Consider the following 16,356-nt stretch of genomic DNA (forward strand, 5'->3'; position numbering starts at 1 on the left):
TTACTGTCCTTACATGCTGTGATAGGGAAAAGCAGGCGTATTGTTTTTCAAGAGCGGATGAAGATGTGTGAGTAATTATATAAACAATTTTGTAGGTTTAGCGGGCAAAAAAAATGCCCCCTGCGTTGAGGGGGCATGAGAACTGAATGTCGTCAGATAGATTGCGTAAACGTCCTCGAAATCACATCCTGCTGCTGCTCACGCGTCAGCGCATTAAACCGCACCGCATAGCCCGAAACGCGGATGGTCAGGTTCGGGTAGTTCTCGGGATGCGCAATGGCATCGAGGAGCATCTCCCTGTTCATAACGTTAACGTTCAGATGCTGCCCGCCCTCAATGGACGCTTCGTGATGGAAATACCCGTCCAGCAGCCCCACCAGGTTGGTTTTGCGCACCAGCTCGTCCTTGCCCAGCGCCTGCGGCACGATGGAGAAGGTGTAGGAGATCCCGTCTTTGGCATAGGTGAACGGCAGCTTGGCCACCGACGTTAGCGAGGCCACAGCCCCTTTTCTGTCGCGGCCGTGCATCGGGTTCGCGCCAGGCGCAAACGGCGTGCCGCCGCGGCGCCCGTCCGGCGTGTTCCCGGTCTTCTGGCCGTACACCACGTTGGAGGTGATGGTCAGAATCGACTGGGTTGGCACCGCGTTGCGGTAGGTTGGCAGCGCCTGAATTTTCTTCATAAAGCGCTCCACCAGATCGCAGGCGATGCTGTCCACGCGGTCGTCGTTGTTGCCGTACTGCGGATAGTCCCCTTCAATTACGAAATCGACCGCCAGACCGGTATGGTCGCGCACCGGCTTCACCGTGGCGTATTTAATGGCCGACAGGGAATCCGCCGCCACCGACAGCCCGGCAATGCCGCAGGCCATGGTGCGATAGACGTCGCGGTCGTGCAGCGCCATCAGCGAGGCTTCGTAGCTGTACTTATCATGCATGTAATGAATGAGATTCAGGGCGCTGATGTACTGCACCGCCAGCCAGTCCATAAAGTGGTCGAGGCTCGCCATCACGGTATTGTAATCCAGCACGTCGTCCAGCAGCGGCTCGGTTTTCGGGCCGACCTGAATCTTCAGCTTCTCGTCCACCCCGCCGTTGATCGCGTACAGCAGCGTTTTGGCGAGGTTGGCGCGCGCGCCAAAGAACTGCATCTGCTTGCCGATCACCATCGGGCTGACGCAGCAGGCAATGGCGTAGTCGTCGCTGTTGAAGTCCGCACGCATCAGATCGTCGTTCTCATACTGCAGCGAAGAGGTGACGATCGAAACCTGCGCGGCGTATTTCTTGAACGCAATCGGCAGTTGTTCAGACCAGAGGATCGTTAGGTTCGGCTCCGGCGCAGGCCCCATGGTGTGCAGGGTATGCAGATAGCGGAAGCTATTTTTGGTCACCAGCGTGCGGCCGTCCAGCCCCATGCCGCCAATCACTTCCGTCGCCCAGATCGGATCGCCGGAGAAGAGCGTGTCGAACTCCGGCGTGCGCAGGAAGCGCACCATGCGGATCTTCATAATGAAGTGGTCGATCAGCTCCTGCGCCTGGATTTCATTCAGCCGCCCCGCCTGCATGTCGCGTTCAATGTAGATATCGAGGAACGAGGCCGTGCGCCCCAGCGACATCGCCCCGCCGTTCTGGGATTTCACCGCTGCCAGGTAGGCAAAATAGACCCACTGCACCGCTTCCTGAGCGCTCATCGCCGGACGCGAGATATCAAAGCCATAGCTGGCCGCCATCTGCTGGATCTGCAGCAGCGCGCGCTTGTGCTCCGCCAGCTCTTCGCGCAGGCGGATCGTCGCCTCCAGATCTTCACCGCGCTCCAGCCTGCCCTGCAGATCGGCAAAATGCAGTTCGCGCTCGCGCACCAGATAAGCGATCCCGTATAGCGCCACGCGGCGATAGTCACCGATGATGCGTCCGCGCCCGTAGCCGTCCGGCAAGCCGGTCAGCACGCCGGATTTACGGCAGCGCATCATCTCCGGCGAATAGACGTCAAACACGCCCTGGTTGTGGGTTTTGCGCAGGTCGGTAAACAAGTATTCGAACTGCGGATCCATCTCCCGGCCATAGGCTTCGAACGAACTGCGGATCATGTTGATCCCGCCATAAGGATGCAGCGCGCGCTTGAGCGGCTTATCGGTTTGCAGGCCGACGATCGTCTCCAGATCCTGGTCGATATAGCCCGGCCCGTGGGCCGTAATGGTGGTGGCAATGTTGGTGTCAAAATCCACCGGGGCGTGGGTGGCATTCTCCTGGCGAATGCCGACCATTACCTTCTGCCACAGCGCCGTCGTTGCTGGCGTCGCCTGCGCGAGGAAAGCTTCATCGCCTTCATAAGGGGTGTAGTTATGCTGAATAAAATCGCGGACGTTGACGGCGTTTTTCCATTCTTCACCGCGAAACCCGGCCCATGCGTCGCTGTAGGGCGCGACGCCCGTATCGATTGTTACTTTCATGTATTTCTCGCTTTATCAGGCGTAAGCCGCGGCCGGGATAACCTTTCCAAGACGGAGGGCGTCCAGCGCGATCATTTTTTCTTCGTTGGTAGGGACAACCGCGCAGGCCACGCGGGACGACTCGGTGGAAATCACGCGCTCACCCGCGCTGCCCTGCAGGGCATTTTTGGCGTCGTCGAGAACGATGCCGAAGACTTTCAGATGGTCCGCCACCAGCGCGCGGACAAGCTTCGAGTTTTCGCCAATGCCGCCGGTAAAGATCACCCCATCCAGGCGGTGCAGCGACGCCGCGTGACCGGCGATATGTCGCGCAATGCGGTGAACAAAGGTGTGTATTGCCAGCTGCGCCCGCTCGTTGCCTTCGTGCCAGGCTTTCTCCAGCGTACGTAAATCGGAGGAGATGCCGGAGATCCCAAGCAACCCGGACTCTTTATTGACCACGCGCTCCAGATCCTCGAACGACTGGCCGGTCTGCTGGGCAATCCACGCCATCGCGCCGAAGTCCACATCGCCGCAGCGCGTCCCCATTACCAGCCCTTCCAGCGGCGTCATCCCCATCGAGGTGTCGACGCTTTCGCCGTTGCGCACCGCGCAGATGGACGCCCCGTTACCGAGATGGGCAATCACCAGGCCGCTGTCGTCGGGGGAAAGCCCGAGGAGCGTATGCGCCTGCGCGGCCACGTAGCGGTGAGAGGTCCCGTGGAAGCCGTAGCGGCGCACGCCCAGCTCTTCAAAATAGCGGTACGGCAATCCGTACAGATACGCCTGCGGCGGCAGCGTCTGGTGGAAGCTGGTGTCAAATACCGCGACCTGCTGCACGCCCGGGAACAGGCGCTCTGCCGCTTCCACGCCGCTCAGGTTGGCGTAGTTATGCAGCGGTGCCAGCGGGGAGACCTGGCGGATCTGTGCGATCGCCTCTTCCGTGATCAGGGTCGACTCGCTGAAGAGATTTCCTCCGTGCGCAATGCGGTGGCCAATTAAGGCCACGCTGCTCATCAGGTTACGCTTCTCCAGCTCCAGGGCGATGGCAGCCAGCGCCCCTTCGTAGTCCTGGTGAGCCATTCTGGCTGGCTCACCCCCGTTCACGGAAATAAAGGCCTTCTCGGTGTTGATCCCATCTGCAATGCCCGTCATCAGGGCATCGCAGCTGCTGGCGTCGAGCACCGAAAACTTAACAGAGGACGATCCGCAGTTAATAACCAGTACAACCGGAAACTCAATCATCATGTGACTCCGCTCTTCCTGAGCAATGGGTTAGAACAGTTTGTAAACGATATTCAGAATGGTCAGCAGCCCGACCGCGGTAACGAAGATGTTCTCGGTGCGCCCTTTGTACTTCGCCAGCGCCGGCGCTTTGCGGATGGCGTACATCGGCAGCAGGCACAGCAGAGAGGCGATGATTGGTGCGCCCATGGCTTCAATAAGATCCAGAATGTTCGGGTTGGCGTAGGCCACAACCCAGGTGGAGCCCATGATGAACACCATGCTGATGGTGTTCAGTTTGCCAACGGAGACTTTCTTCTTATCGCCCTTGTAGCCGAACTTGAGGATCAGGCCGTTCAGCCCTTCCAGCGTGCCCAGGTAGTGACCGAAGAAGGATTTGAAGATAGCCACCAGCGCGATGATGGAGGCACCGTATTCCAGTACCGTCGCGAACGTCGACTTGGTGCCGGACATTGACGCAAAGTGGTTCGCCAGGTAAGAGAGCACCGGAATGTTCTGCGCCTTGGCGTCCGCCATGTTCTGCGGAGAGAGCGTAAACAGGCAGCTAAAGGCGAAGAACATCACCACGGCCACCATCAGCAGGCTGGCGCGACCGATGATTTTGGAACATTTCTGCTCGGTGAATTCTTTACCGAACTCAGGCTCGTACTCTTCGCGCTTGGAGACCACAAACGAGGAGACGATAGGCGAGAAGTTGAAGGAGAAGACCATGATGGAGATACCCAGCCACACCGTGACCAGAATGCCGTCATGACCGGTGAAGGCGATATCGCTCAGGTTGACCTGGTCAATCACCGCGGAGTTCCAGTAAGGGATCAGCGACAGGGAGATCAGCACCAGGCTGGCAATAAACGGGAACACCAGGAAGCTCATGACCTTCACCATCAGGTCTTTACCAAACCAGATAACAAAGGCCATCAGCAATAGCAGGAACAGCGCCACCACGCCGCGGTTCAGCGCAGGCAGCTGGAGCTGGTTTTCCCAGAAGGTCATAAAGGTGTTGGTAATAGTGACGCCGTAAATCCACAGCAGCGGGCAAATGGCGAAGAAGTAGAGGAAGGTGATCACCACCCCGCCGGTTTTGCCAAAATGCTCTTCCACCGTTTCAGTGATGTTGCCGGAGACGTTGCTGCCGGAGAGGCACAAACGCGCCAGCGCGCGGTGGCAGTAAAACGCAATCGGGAACGCGAGAACCAGCATCAGCAGGATAGGGATCAATCCACCAAAGCCTGCGCGGATGGGGAAGAACAGCACGCCTGCGCCAATGGCGGTACCAAACAGGCCGAGCGTCCATGTGGTATCAGACTTACGCCAGGAGGACGTCTTTGTCTGGCCAACGATAATGCTTTCTGTGTTGCTCATAGGTCACCTTTATGCGTCAACGAAGCCGGTAATTTGGGAAACACGGGAGAGATCGATATTGCCGCCGGAAATAATGCAGACGGTTTTACGACCCTGAATATAGTGGTCAAGCTTGCCGCTTAATAACGCGGCACAGGCCAGCGCGCCGGCACCTTCCGTCACCACTTTATTTCGCTGAATAAGCGCGATCATGCTGTCGCGAATGTTGTCTTCGCTGACCAGCACAATGTCATCAACCAGCTCGCGAACAATTTCGAACGGTAAATTACCGGGACGAGAAACATCACAGCCGTCGGCCAGCGTGCCGGTAACGCGATGGCTCATTATTTCTCCGGCCTGATACGATGCCGCCATGCCGTGAACATTTTCTGACTGCACGCCGATGATATTAATGGTGGGGTTGATGGATTTAATTGCCGTCGCAATCCCGGCAATTAAACCGCCGCCGCCGATAGGCACAATAACGTTATCCACGTCGTATAAATCTTCGAGAATTTCCAGACCGATGGTGCCCTGCCCGGCAATCACTTTGGCGTCATCGTACGGCGGAATAAAAATACGCCCTTCCATCTCGACGATTTCGCTGACTTTGGCGATGGTGTCGTTGAAGTTCTCGCCGTGCAGCACCACTTCCGCCGAGTAGTCGCGCGTCGCGGCCACCTTAGACTTCGGCGCGCCCATCGGCATCACCACTTTACCGTCGATGCCAAGCATGGCGCAGGAGAGGGACACACCCTGCGCGTGGTTCCCCGCGGAGCAGGCGACAACGCCTTTGCGTTTTTCAGCGTCGGTCAGCGAGCTTAATTTGTTAAACGCGCCGCGGATCTTAAACGAGCCGGTACGTTGCATGTTCTCGAACTTCAGGAATATTTCGCCCTTACAGCGTTCGCTGAGATAATTCGAGCGAGGCATACCGGTTTTATATATTTTTCCTGCCAGTCGTTTTCTGGCGTCCTGAATATCTTCAATCGTTACCGGGAGATCGTAGGTAATATGCATAATATCCTCGTTATAATAATTCATTCTTTTCAGGCAAAGTCAGGGTATCAGAGCGCTACAGAGATAAGCTCTGGGTGTTTTTTAAATCAATACTCATTATTCATCGTCGTCTTTCGATATTCATCGACGAATATTGTTTTGCCAGCTCAACTAATACTGACGCCGATTTTTTAATCCTGTAATTTTTTGACCACACGGCGGCATAACGCGCCACGGGTAATTCATCTTCTACGGGCAGCACAATAAACTGGTCAGAACCGAACGGCGCAATCATGTCGCGGGGAATGACCGTCAGATAATCGGCATTCAGCACAAGATTATAAATGGTGACGACGGAATCGGTCTGGACGATGTTTTCGATGCTGATGTGGTTGTCTTGCAGGGTGGTCAGAAGTTCTTTGTAGTAGCCCATATCGGTTTGCGGCATCACCCACTGCTCGTGCGTGAGCGATGCCAGTGTCGTCGGGCCGGTGCACGTTCGCGTTTTGCTGGCGACCAGCACAAACTCGGACTCAAACAGCGGTTCGACGTGCAGATCCTGCAGCAGCATTTCATCGCTTAGCGTGCCAATGGCGAAATCCAGACGGCCGTCGCGAATGGCCGGAAGGAAAGAGGAGAGCTGGGCTTCATACATCGAGACGCGTGCTTTCGGAAACACTTCCTTGAATTTTTTGATCATCTCGGACAGGAAGGTAAAGCCGATCAGCGACGGGTAGCCAAAGGAGACGTCCATAACGGTGCTGAAACTCAGGCTGTTAATCTCACTCACCATGTTTTTCATTTCGCGGGTGATCGACTCGGAGTACGAGAGCAGAACCTGGCCCGCGGCAGTGAGTTTTACTCCGGTGTTTTTACGCACCATCACTTCCACGCCGAAGTAGGACTCAATATCGCTGATGATTTTGCTAACGGCGGGTTGCGTCAGGCCAAGCTGTCTTGCTGCAGAACCTATGGAGCCACTTTTAATGACTTCCTGAAATACCACGAGGTGCTGTGTTTTCGGTAGAATAATAGTGTTCATAATATTCTGCGCTTATTTCCCTATGACGGAGCGGATTCTACCTAATAGTGTTTAAGGGGGTATGTGCTGTCACTCACAATTTGCTTTTCCGCACGCTTCACTGGAACAACAACAGCCTAAAAAAACCTTTACTATCAATAAAATGAATAATTTCAGCCACACCATTACGCTGATATCGATCAATAAAATCAGTAGCAATAAATTTATTTTATGGCGATAACCTTGATAAATTTTTCTGCGTTAAAAAAATCAATAAAGACGATCTTTCAGGCAATTAAAGACCAATAAATAACCGCTATTGGTTTGAAACATTCTTTCAGTTTATTAAATTTTTCCGATGCGAATTTTCAGGTTTGTGGAAAAGAGTGGAATGCGTCACATATTCACGGGGTAAATGTATTTGATTTCAATATATGCATATCAAACGAGAAAACATTCGCGATCATAAAAGCAACAAACATAACAAATTATCAATACTAAAAATCGTGTGTTTTTTAGCGTGAAATTTTGTGATGACGATCGTCTATAGATGCAGAAGCGATACTGAAGGGATAAAAACAGTGAAATGTGCTTAATGTCGCAAATATGAGAATTGATGTCGTTTGTCCGGCGCTGCGCTTACCCATCCAGCATCACCCGGAAAGCAAAAACCCCGCCGAGGCGGGGTTTTTTAAGAAGTTGAAGCTGACCGATAAGCCGGGTTCTGTCGTGGACAGTCATTCATCTAGGCCAGCAATCGCTCGCTGGCTCAAGCAGCCTACCCGGGTTCAGTACGGGCCGTACCATGTGAACCCCTATTTGGCCTTGCTCCGGGTGGAGTTTACCGTGCCACGGACTGTTACCAGCCGCGCGGTGCGCTCTTACCGCACCCTTTCACCCTTACCTGATCCCGCTTGCGCGGGCCATCGGCGGTTTGCTCTCTGTTGCACTGGTCGTGGGTTTCCCCCCCAGGCGTTACCTGGCACCCTGCCCTATGGAGCCCGGACTTTCCTCCCCTTCGCCCGTCTCCCCCGAAAGGGACGACGACGAAGCGGCGACTGTCTGGTCAGCTTCGGCGCGCAGTATAGAGGGTTTGCGCGCCGCTGTCACCCTCAGGTGTGGGCAAGGCGTGATTAACGCGCCACTTCCACCTTCGCCAGTTTTTCGTAGTAGCACGCAATCGCGCTGTGGTCGGCCGTGCCCAGGCCATCGGCACGCAGCGCCTGCATCATCTCCATGACCGCCGCGGTCAGCGGCAGCTGCGCGCCTACGCCGTGAGAGGTATCCAGCGCGTTCGCCAGATCTTTGATATGCAGGTCGATGCGGAAACCGGGTTTGAAATTACGATCCATGACCATCGGCGCTTTGGCATCCAGCACGGTACTGCCCGCCAGACCGCCGCGAATGGCCTGATAGACCAGATCCGGATTGACGCCCGCTTTGGTTGCCAGCGTCAGCGCTTCGGACATGGCGGCAATGTTCAGCGCCACAATCACCTGGTTGGCCAGCTTGGTCACGTTACCCGCCCCGATGTCCCCGGTATGCACCACGGAGCCCGCCATTGCTTTCATCAGATCGTAAAATCTATCGAAAACGGCTTTATCACCGCCGACCATCACCGACAGCGTGCCGTCGATCGCTTTCGGCTCACCGCCGCTGACCGGCGCATCCAGCATATCGACGCCTTTCGCTTTTAACGCCTCGCTGATTTCACGGCTTGCAAGCGGTGCGATAGAGCTCATATCGATCAGCACCAGACCCGGCTTCGCACCTTCGATAATGCCGTTCTCACCCAGCGCAACCTCTTTAACATGCGGTGAGTTTGGCAGCATGGTGATGATGACGTCGCACTGCTCGGCAATGGCCTTCGCGGTGGTGGCCGTTTCAGCGCCCGCCGCCATTACCTCTGCCACGGCCTGCGGATTGTGATCGGATACCACCAGCGAGTAACCCGCTTTGATGAGATTCTTACTCATTGGTTTACCCATGATGCCCAGGCCAATAAAACCCACTTTCAGCGTCATAATCTGTTTCCTCAATGATGGTTATTTTTTAAAAGCGTCGGCTAATTTCTGCGTGGCTGAGCGGAATACGCCGAGGTCGCTGCCAACGGCAACAAACGTGGCTCCCCACTCCAGATAGCGACGGGCGTCAGCCTCAACCGGCGCCAGAATGCCGCACGGTTTGCCGTGTGCTTTAGCGCGGGCAAAGATGTGCTGGATCGCGCGCTGCACGTCAGGGTGGCCGGCGTTACCCAGGTGGCCAAAGGCGGCCGCCAGATCGCTTGGCCCGACGAAGATGCCGTCCACGCCGTTTGTGGCCGCAATCGCATCAACGTTATCAACGCCCTGCTGGCTCTCGATCTGAACCAGAATGGTGATGTTGCTGTTGGACTGCGCGAAGTAGTCCGGCACGGTGCCAAACATATTGGCGCGATGCGAAACGGAAACGCCGCGGATCCCTTCTGGCGGATAGCGCGTAGAGGCTACGGCCAGCGCCGCTTGTTCTTCCGTCTCCACAAACGGGATCAGGAAGTTGTAGAAACCGATATCCAGCAGGCGCTTGATAATTACCGGCTCGTTAGTTGGCACGCGCACTACCGGGGCGCTGGGGCTGCCTTTCAGCGCCATCAGCTGCGGAATAAAGGTGCTGATATCGTTCGGCGCATGTTCGCCGTCCAGCACCAGCCAGTCGAACCCGGCCAGGCCCAGCACTTCGGTGCTGATTGGGTTTGCCAGCGCGGACCAGCAGCCAATCTGAATCTGGTGCGCCGCGAGGGCCGCTTTAAATTTATTCGGGAAGATATCGTTATTCATCTTATTTACCTTTTTAATTCCGCAGCCTATATCAGCATCATTTTATTTATTCAGACACCGCACCAGCATTATATTTATTATTCTGACGTATTTTGGCGTTTTAAATTCGTCATTCAGTATAAAACGCAATCCACGACCGTACATTGTTTTAATGCTCAAGCATTGAGGTGCATTTCGATAAATTTTTTTGCATATGCACAAGGCGCTGGGCGCTAATGCACAGAATCAGGCATTACTGGCTCGGGAGCGATCGCGATCACATTTTCATGTTCCCTATGCTGACATGCTTTAATTCTGAAAGCCGCGTATTTATTTCTACAATTAGAAAATTGGCTGAATTTATTATCAGACACTTTGCTGGAGAATACTGAACAATGGCCGACATTGAAATTCGACAGGCATCGCCGACGGCGTTTTATATAAAAGTCCACGACATTGATAATGTGGCGATTATTGTCAACGACAATGGCTTAAAAGCGGGCACCCGCTTTCCGGACGGGCTGGAACTGATTGAGCATATTCCGCAGGGACATAAAGTCGCCCTGGTGGATATCCCTGCTAACAGCGAAATCGTACGTTACGGTGAAGTCATCGGCTATGCCGTTCGATCTATACCGCAGGGCAGCTGGGTTGAGGAGTCCCTGGTGGCGCTGCCGGAAGCGCCACCGCTGAACACGCTTCCGCTGGCGACCCGCGTGCCGGAACCGCTTCCTCCGCTGGAAGGCTATACCTTCGAAGGCTACCGCAACGCGGACGGCAGCGTCGGTACCAAGAATCTGCTTGGCATTACCACCAGCGTGCACTGCGTGGCGGGTGTGGTGGACTACGTGGTGAAAATCATCGAACGCGATCTGCTGCCGAAATACCCGAACGTCGACGGCGTGGTTGGCCTGAACCACCTCTACGGCTGCGGCGTGGCGATTAACGCCCCCGCTGCCGTGGTGCCTATCCGTACCATCCACAATATCGCCCTGAACCCGAACTTTGGCGGCGAGGTGATGGTCATCGGTCTGGGGTGTGAAAAATTGCAGCCAGAGCGCCTGCTGCAGGGTACCGAGGATGTCAAAGCCATTCCGGCAGACGAGGCCAGCATCGTGCGCCTGCAGGACGAACGCCACGTGGGTTTCCGCTCAATGGTCGACGATATTCTGCAGGTGGCTGAACGCCATCTGGACAAGCTCAACAAGCGCCAGCGCGAAACCTGCCCGGCCTCTGATTTGGTAGTGGGCACCCAGTGCGGCGGCAGCGATGCCTTCTCCGGCGTGACGGCCAACCCGGCGGTGGGCTATGCGTCCGATCTGCTTGTTCGCTGCGGCGCCACGGTGATGTTTTCCGAGGTAACCGAAGTGCGTGATGCCATCCATCTGCTCACACCACGCGCCGTTAATGAAGAGGTCGGTAAGCGCCTGCTCGAGGAAATGGCCTGGTACGATAGCTATCTCGATATGGGCAAAACCGACCGCAGCGCCAACCCGTCTCCGGGGAACAAAAAAGGCGGCCTGGCAAACGTGGTGGAAAAAGCCCTTGGATCGATTGCCAAATCCGGCCAGAGCGCAATTGTGGAAGTCCTCTCTCCGGGCCAGCGTCCGACGAAACGCGGCCTAATCTACGCGGCAACGCCGGCCAGCGATTTCGTTTGCGGCACGCAGCAGGTGGCATCCGGCATTACGGTACAGGTCTTTACCACCGGGCGCGGCACGCCGTACGGCCTGATGGCGGTGCCTGTGATCAAGATGGCGACCCGTACCGAGCTGGCGAACCGCTGGTATGACTTAATGGATATCAACGCGGGCACCATCGCCACCGGAGAAGAAAGCATTGAGGACGTGGGCTGGAAGCTGTTCCACTTCATTCTGGATGTCGCCAGCGGGCGGAAGAAAACGTTCTCCGACCAGTGGGGACTGCATAATCAGCTGGCGGTGTTTAACCCGGCACCGGTGACGTAATTTCCCCTCACCCTGCCCTCTCCCATAGGGGAGAGGGTAAAAAACTTAAACCAGCACCACCTCAATCCCGCTTTTTCGCAGCCCGTCCAGGCTCTCCGCCGGAATGCCTTCATCGACAATAATCATATCAATCCTTTGCGTATCAATGATTTTATGCAGGCTTGAACGGTTAAATTTGCTGGAGTCCGTGACAACGATAATACGCTCCGCCACCTCGCACATTTTGCGGTTCAGACGGGCTTCGTCTTCGTTATGCGTACTCACGCCGCGGTCGAGATCGATGGCATCGACGCCGAGGAACAGCAGGTCAAAATGGTAATTCTGTAGCGACTGTTCTGCCTGGTCACCGTAGAAGGATTGCGACTGACGGCGCAAGTGCCCACCGGTCATCAGCAATTCCACGCCTTCCGCTTCCAGCAACGCATTCGCCACGTTCATCCCGTTGGTCATCGCAATCACGTCCGTGTGCTGGCGCAGCATGCGGGCGATTTCAAACGTCGTGGTGCCGGAGTCCAGAATAATACGGTGCCCGGGTTTGACCAGCGCGGCAGCGGCCTGCGCGATACTGCGCTTCACCGCCGTATTCAGCGAGCTTTTATCCTCCACGGAAGGCTCAGCGCCCGGCGCATTGCCTTCGCAAATCAATGCCCCGCCGTAGGCGCGAACGGCGATGCCCTGCTTCTCCAGAAACGCCAGATCGTTGCGGATCGTCACCGTCGATACACCGTACAGATGAGACAGATCGTTAACCTGCACGCTTCCCTGCGCCCGCAACCGCTGAATGATCTGCTCTCGCCTTTCACTGGTGCCGGTGATGCGCTTTTCCGCGGATGAATCGGTGCTGCTCATACGAGATCCTTAATCAATATTCTTTCGTTTCATTTCGTTTTGCCTATTAAGGCCTTTCTTTTTCGGGAATGCAAGTCCCGCCTTACGTACAGACGCAAGCCAACACGGCGCTGAAACCTTTCATTATGTTTCTTTTGTGAAACAGATCGGAAAACTATTATCTTTCGTTTTATTTTTATATCACCATGATGCAGGATTAAATGAAACAAAACGAAAGATAAATATCATGACCATCCGAAATGGAGAGGAAAGTGAAACATCTGACAGAAATGGTGGAACAACATAAACGAGGGAATTCAAACGGGATCTATGCCGTCTGTTCCGCACATCCGCTGGTACTTGAAGCAGCCATTCGTTACGCGCATTCGCGTCAGTCGCCGCTGCTGATCGAGGCCACCTCCAACCAGGTGGATCAGTTTGGCGGCTATACCGGCATGACGCCTGCGGATTTTCACGGGTTTGTCTGCCGGCTGGCCGAGTCGCTCGGTTTCCCGACGTCACAGCTGATCCTCGGCGGCGATCACCTGGGCCCTAACCGCTGGCAAAATCTCCCTGCAGAACAGGCAATGGCAAATGCCGACGACCTGATCAAAAGCTATGTTTCCGCCGGATTCAAAAAGATCCACCTCGACTGCAGCATGTCCTGCGAGGACGACCCCGTTCCCCTGACCGACGCGATCGTCGCCGGTCGCGCCGCACGCCTGGCGAAGATCGCCGAAGCGACCTGTCGCGAGCGGTTTGGTGAATCCGATCTGGTCTACGTTATCGGTACGGAAGTGCCGGTTCCCGGTGGCGCGCACGAGACGCTCACCGAACTTGCCGTCACCACGCCGGACGCGGCCCGCGCCACGCTTGAAGCGCACCGCCACGCGTTTGAAAAGGAAGGCTTAAGCGATATCTGGCCGCGCATTATTGGCCTGGTGGTCCAGCCTGGCGTGGAGTTCGACCACGCGCACGTCTGCGACTATCAGCCGCAGAAAGCCGTTGCCCTGAGCAAAATGGTTGAAGCCTACGATACGCTGGTGTTTGAAGCGCACTCCACCGACTACCAGACGCCGCAGGCGCTGCGCCAGCTGGTTAACGATCACTTTGCCATTCTGAAAGTTGGCCCCGCCCTGACCTTCGCCCTGCGCGAGGCGCTGTTTTCGCTGGCCGCCATAGAAGAGGAGCTGCTGCCGGCAAAAGCCAGCTCCGGCCTGCGTCACGTGCTGGAAAACGTCATGCTCGACCGTCCGGAATACTGGCAAAGCCATTACCACGGTGACGGCAACGCGCGTCGCCTGGCGCGCGGCTACAGCTACTCAGACCGCGTGCGCTACTACTGGCCGGACAGCCAAATTGACGACGCCTTTGCACGGCTGGTGCGTAACCTGGCAGACGAGCCTGTTCCTCTGCCGCTGATCAGCCAGTACCTGCCGCTGCAGTACGGCAAAGTTCGCGAGGGCGCTCTCAAGTCAACGCCACGGGAACTCATCATCGACCACATTCAGGACATACTCCAGCAGTACCACGCCGCCTGCGAAGGCGTAACGACTCAAAACGCATAATTAAAAAAGAGGAAAACGCTATGCCAAACATTGTCTTATGCCGCATCGATGAACGCCTGATCCACGGTCAGGTGGGCGTGCAGTGGGTGGGGTTTGCGGGAGCAAACCTGGTGCTGGTCGCTAACGATGAGGTCGCTGAGGATCCGGTTCAACAGAACCTGATGGAAATGGTGCTCGCGGAAGGGATCGCCGTGCGCTTCTGGTCGCTGCAAAAGGTCATCGACAACATTCACCGCGCCGCTGACCGCCAGAAAATCCTGCTGGTCTGCAAATCACCCGCCGATTTTCTGAAGCTGGTCGAGGGCGGCGTGCCCATCACTCGTATCAACGTCGGAAACATGCACTACGCCAGTGGCAAACAACAAATTGCCAAAACGGTCTCTGTCGACGCGAACGATATTGATGCGTTCAACGGCCTGAAAGCGGCCGGTGTGGAATGCTTCGTTCAGGGCGTTCCAACAGAAACTGCTTTGGATCTCTTTAAACTGCTCTGAGGGATTCACAATGGAAATCAGTCTGTTGCAGGCGCTTGGGTTGGGCATACTCGCCTTTATCGCCGGTCTGGATATGTTTAACGGGTTAACGCACATGCACCGCCCGGTGGTACTCGGGCCGCTGGTCGGCCTGATTCTGGGCGACCTGCATACCGGTATTTTAACCGGCGGCACGTTAGAGCTGGTCTGGATGGGGCTGGCCCCGCTCGCCGGTGCCCAGCCGCCGAACGTTATTATCGGCACCATCGTGGGGACCGCATTTGCCATCAGCACCGGCGTGAAGCCAGAAGTCGCGGTTGGCGTCGCCGTGCCGTTTGCCGTTGCGGTGCAGATGGGGATTACGTTCCTCTTCTCGGTGATGTCCGGCGTGATGTCACGCTGCGATCGCATGGCGGCCAATGCAGATACTCACGGTATTGAACGGGTGAACTATCTTGCGCTGCTGGCGCTCGGCATCTTCTATTTTCTGTGCGCGTTCCTGCCGATCTACTTCGGCGCGGAACATGCGAAAACCGCCATTGATGTGTTGCCGGCGCGGTTGATTGACGGCCTCGGCGTCGCGGGCGGCATCATGCCCGCCATCGGCTTTGCCGTGCTGCTGAAGATCATGATGAAAAACGTCTATATCCCTTACTTCATTATCGGTTTTGTCGCCGCCGCCTGGCTCAAGCTTCCGGTGCTGGCGATTGCGGCGGCCGCGCTGGCCATGGCGCTGATCGACCTGATGCGTAAATCACCTGAACCGACGGCTCCCGCGGCCCAGAAAGAGGAATTCGAAGATGGCATCTAACCACACCACCCTGCCGGACGTGTCTGAAAGCGAAGAGACGCTGCTGACCGGCGTGAATGAAAACGTCTACGAAGACCAGAACATCGGTGCCGAGCTGACGAAAAAGGATATTAACCGCGTGGCCTGGCGTTCCATGCTGCTGCAGGCCTCGTTTAACTACGAGCGTATGCAGGCCTCCGGCTGGCTGTACGGGCTGCTGCCCGCGCTGAAAAAGATCCACACCAACAAGCGGGACCTGGCGCGGGCGATGAAAGGGCATATGGGCTTCTTTAACACCCATCCGTTCCTGGTGACCTTTGTTATCGGCATCATTCTGGCGATGGAGCGATCCAAGCAGGATGTGAACAGCATCCAGAGCACCAAAATTGCCGTCGGCGCGCCGCTCGGCGGTATTGGCGACGCCATGTTCTGGCTAACCCTGCTGCCCATCTGCGGCGGTATTGGCGCCAGCCTGGCGCTGCAAGGGTCGATTCTGGGCGCGGTGGTCTTTATCGTACTGTTTAACGTGGTGCACCTCGGCCTGCGCTTTGGCCTGGCGCACTACGCTTACCGGATGGGCGTCGCGGCCATTCCGCTGATTAAAGCCAACACCAAAAAGGTCGGCCACGCGGCGTCTATCGTCGGGATGACGGTGATCGGCGCGCTGGTGGCAACCTACGTCCGCCTCAATACCACGCTCGAAATCAAGGCGGGTGATGCGGTCGTCAAACTGCAGGCCGACGTCATCGACAAGCTGATGCCCGCGTTCCTGCCGCTGGTCTACACCCTGACCATGTTCTGGCTGGTGCGCCGCGGCTGGAGCCCGCTGCGGCTGATCGGTATCACCGTGCTGCTGGGCGTTGTCGGTAAATTCTGTCACTTCCTGTAAAAGCAAAGAGGTTG

The 16,356-nt window shown here is 56.1% G+C and carries 13 protein-coding genes and 1 other RNA gene; 5 read left to right on the plus strand and 9 right to left on the minus strand.

What is annotated here, in order from left to right; all coding sequences use genetic code 11:
* Window positions 1–152 precede the first annotated feature (152 nt).
* From pflB to garL, 8 genes are all read right to left on the minus strand, one after another.
* Window positions 153–2,447: a formate C-acetyltransferase gene (gene pflB / locus F0320_RS18790; protein WP_126329217.1), complete on the minus strand. Its 2,295-nt coding sequence runs from the start codon at window positions 2,445–2,447 to the stop codon at window positions 153–155.
* Between the two features lie 15 nt (window positions 2,448–2,462).
* Window positions 2,463–3,671, minus strand: a complete 1,209-nt coding sequence (gene tdcD, locus F0320_RS18795) for a propionate kinase (protein WP_126329421.1) — start codon at window positions 3,669–3,671, stop codon at window positions 2,463–2,465.
* A 30-nt stretch (window positions 3,672–3,701) separates the two neighbouring features.
* Complete coding sequence (gene tdcC, locus F0320_RS18800) at window positions 3,702–5,033, minus strand: threonine/serine transporter TdcC (RefSeq protein WP_023333551.1); 1,332 nt, start codon at window positions 5,031–5,033, stop codon at window positions 3,702–3,704.
* Between the two features lie 9 nt (window positions 5,034–5,042).
* Window positions 5,043–6,032, minus strand: a complete 990-nt coding sequence (gene tdcB / locus F0320_RS18805) for a bifunctional threonine ammonia-lyase/L-serine ammonia-lyase TdcB (protein WP_032640996.1) — start codon at window positions 6,030–6,032, stop codon at window positions 5,043–5,045.
* Window positions 6,033–6,132: 100 nt separating this feature from the next.
* On the minus strand, window positions 6,133–7,053 hold the full coding sequence (tdcA, locus tag F0320_RS18810; protein ID WP_008501504.1) for a transcriptional regulator TdcA: 921 nt from the start codon (window positions 7,051–7,053) through the stop codon (window positions 6,133–6,135).
* 676 nt (window positions 7,054–7,729) lie between these two features.
* Window positions 7,730–8,106: RNase P RNA component class A (gene rnpB / locus F0320_RS18815), an RNA gene on the minus strand.
* 59 nt (window positions 8,107–8,165) lie between these two features.
* A complete protein-coding gene (garR, locus tag F0320_RS18820) occupies window positions 8,166–9,056 on the minus strand; it encodes a 2-hydroxy-3-oxopropionate reductase (protein ID WP_126329216.1) in 891 nt (296 codons plus the stop codon).
* Between the two features lie 21 nt (window positions 9,057–9,077).
* Window positions 9,078–9,848 (minus strand): 2-dehydro-3-deoxyglucarate aldolase, encoded by a 771-nt coding sequence (gene garL / locus F0320_RS18825; RefSeq protein WP_023309303.1) that lies wholly within the window; start codon window positions 9,846–9,848, stop codon window positions 9,078–9,080.
* Window positions 9,849–10,222: 374 nt separating this feature from the next.
* On the opposite strand from garL, the gene garD reads away from it, so the two are divergent.
* Window positions 10,223–11,794: a galactarate dehydratase gene (gene garD, locus F0320_RS18830; RefSeq protein ID WP_126329215.1), complete on the plus strand. Its 1,572-nt coding sequence runs from the start codon at window positions 10,223–10,225 to the stop codon at window positions 11,792–11,794.
* Between the two features lie 45 nt (window positions 11,795–11,839).
* Here garD and F0320_RS18835 read toward each other — a convergent pair whose 3' ends face one another.
* A complete protein-coding gene (locus tag F0320_RS18835; RefSeq protein WP_126329214.1) occupies window positions 11,840–12,643 on the minus strand; it encodes a DeoR family transcriptional regulator in 804 nt (267 codons plus the stop codon).
* Between the two features lie 251 nt (window positions 12,644–12,894).
* Here F0320_RS18835 and kbaZ point away from each other — a divergent pair, with 251 nt between their 5' ends.
* Genes kbaZ through agaE form a run of 4 tightly spaced genes read left to right on the plus strand, consistent with a single transcriptional unit; the run spans window position 12,895 to window position 16,342 of the window.
* The gene (gene kbaZ / locus F0320_RS18840) at window positions 12,895–14,190 is read left to right on the plus strand and encodes a tagatose-bisphosphate aldolase subunit KbaZ (RefSeq protein ID WP_233443234.1); all 1,296 of its coding nucleotides are present in this window, start codon (window positions 12,895–12,897) and stop codon (window positions 14,188–14,190) included.
* A 20-nt stretch (window positions 14,191–14,210) separates the two neighbouring features.
* Window positions 14,211–14,684 carry a PTS N-acetylgalactosamine transporter subunit IIB gene (gene agaV / locus F0320_RS18845; RefSeq protein WP_023309307.1) on the plus strand — a complete coding sequence of 158 codons (474 nt, stop codon included), beginning with the start codon at window positions 14,211–14,213 and terminating at the stop codon, window positions 14,682–14,684.
* A gap of 10 nt (window positions 14,685–14,694) precedes the next feature.
* The gene (gene agaW / locus F0320_RS18850; RefSeq protein ID WP_024906387.1) at window positions 14,695–15,474 is read left to right on the plus strand and encodes a PTS N-acetylgalactosamine transporter subunit IIC; all 780 of its coding nucleotides are present in this window, start codon (window positions 14,695–14,697) and stop codon (window positions 15,472–15,474) included.
* Window positions 15,464–16,342 carry a PTS N-acetylgalactosamine transporter subunit IID gene (agaE, locus tag F0320_RS18855; protein ID WP_126329212.1) on the plus strand — a complete coding sequence of 293 codons (879 nt, stop codon included), beginning with the start codon at window positions 15,464–15,466 and terminating at the stop codon, window positions 16,340–16,342. Before agaW ends, agaE begins: the two co-directional genes overlap by 11 nt.
* Window positions 16,343–16,356: the final 14 nt, after the last annotated feature.

The sequence above is a fragment of the Enterobacter dykesii genome, assembly GCF_008364625.2.
Taxonomy (GTDB): domain Bacteria; phylum Pseudomonadota; class Gammaproteobacteria; order Enterobacterales; family Enterobacteriaceae; genus Enterobacter; species Enterobacter dykesii.

What these genes read in the sequence shown, in the direction of transcription:
- tdcA (WP_008501504.1), bottom strand. Translation starts at nt 7,053, where the DNA reads ATGAACACTATTATTCTACCGAAAACACAGCACCTCGTGGTATTTCAG.
- tdcB (WP_032640996.1), bottom strand. Translation starts at nt 6,032, where the DNA reads ATGCATATTACCTACGATCTCCCGGTAACGATTGAAGATATTCAGGAC.
- garD (WP_126329215.1), top strand. Translation starts at nt 10,223, where the DNA reads ATGGCCGACATTGAAATTCGACAGGCATCGCCGACGGCGTTTTATATA.
- agaE (WP_126329212.1), top strand. Translation starts at nt 15,464, where the DNA reads ATGGCATCTAACCACACCACCCTGCCGGACGTGTCTGAAAGCGAAGAG.
- agaW (WP_024906387.1), top strand. Translation starts at nt 14,695, where the DNA reads ATGGAAATCAGTCTGTTGCAGGCGCTTGGGTTGGGCATACTCGCCTTT.
- pflB (WP_126329217.1), bottom strand. Translation starts at nt 2,447, where the DNA reads ATGAAAGTAACAATCGATACGGGCGTCGCGCCCTACAGCGACGCATGG.
- garR (WP_126329216.1), bottom strand. Translation starts at nt 9,056, where the DNA reads ATGACGCTGAAAGTGGGTTTTATTGGCCTGGGCATCATGGGTAAACCA.
- tdcC (WP_023333551.1), bottom strand. Translation starts at nt 5,033, where the DNA reads ATGAGCAACACAGAAAGCATTATCGTTGGCCAGACAAAGACGTCCTCC.
- F0320_RS18835 (WP_126329214.1), bottom strand. Translation starts at nt 12,643, where the DNA reads ATGAGCAGCACCGATTCATCCGCGGAAAAGCGCATCACCGGCACCAGT.
- agaV (WP_023309307.1), top strand. Translation starts at nt 14,211, where the DNA reads ATGCCAAACATTGTCTTATGCCGCATCGATGAACGCCTGATCCACGGT.
- garL (WP_023309303.1), bottom strand. Translation starts at nt 9,848, where the DNA reads ATGAATAACGATATCTTCCCGAATAAATTTAAAGCGGCCCTCGCGGCG.
- tdcD (WP_126329421.1), bottom strand. Translation starts at nt 3,671, where the DNA reads ATGATTGAGTTTCCGGTTGTACTGGTTATTAACTGCGGATCGTCCTCT.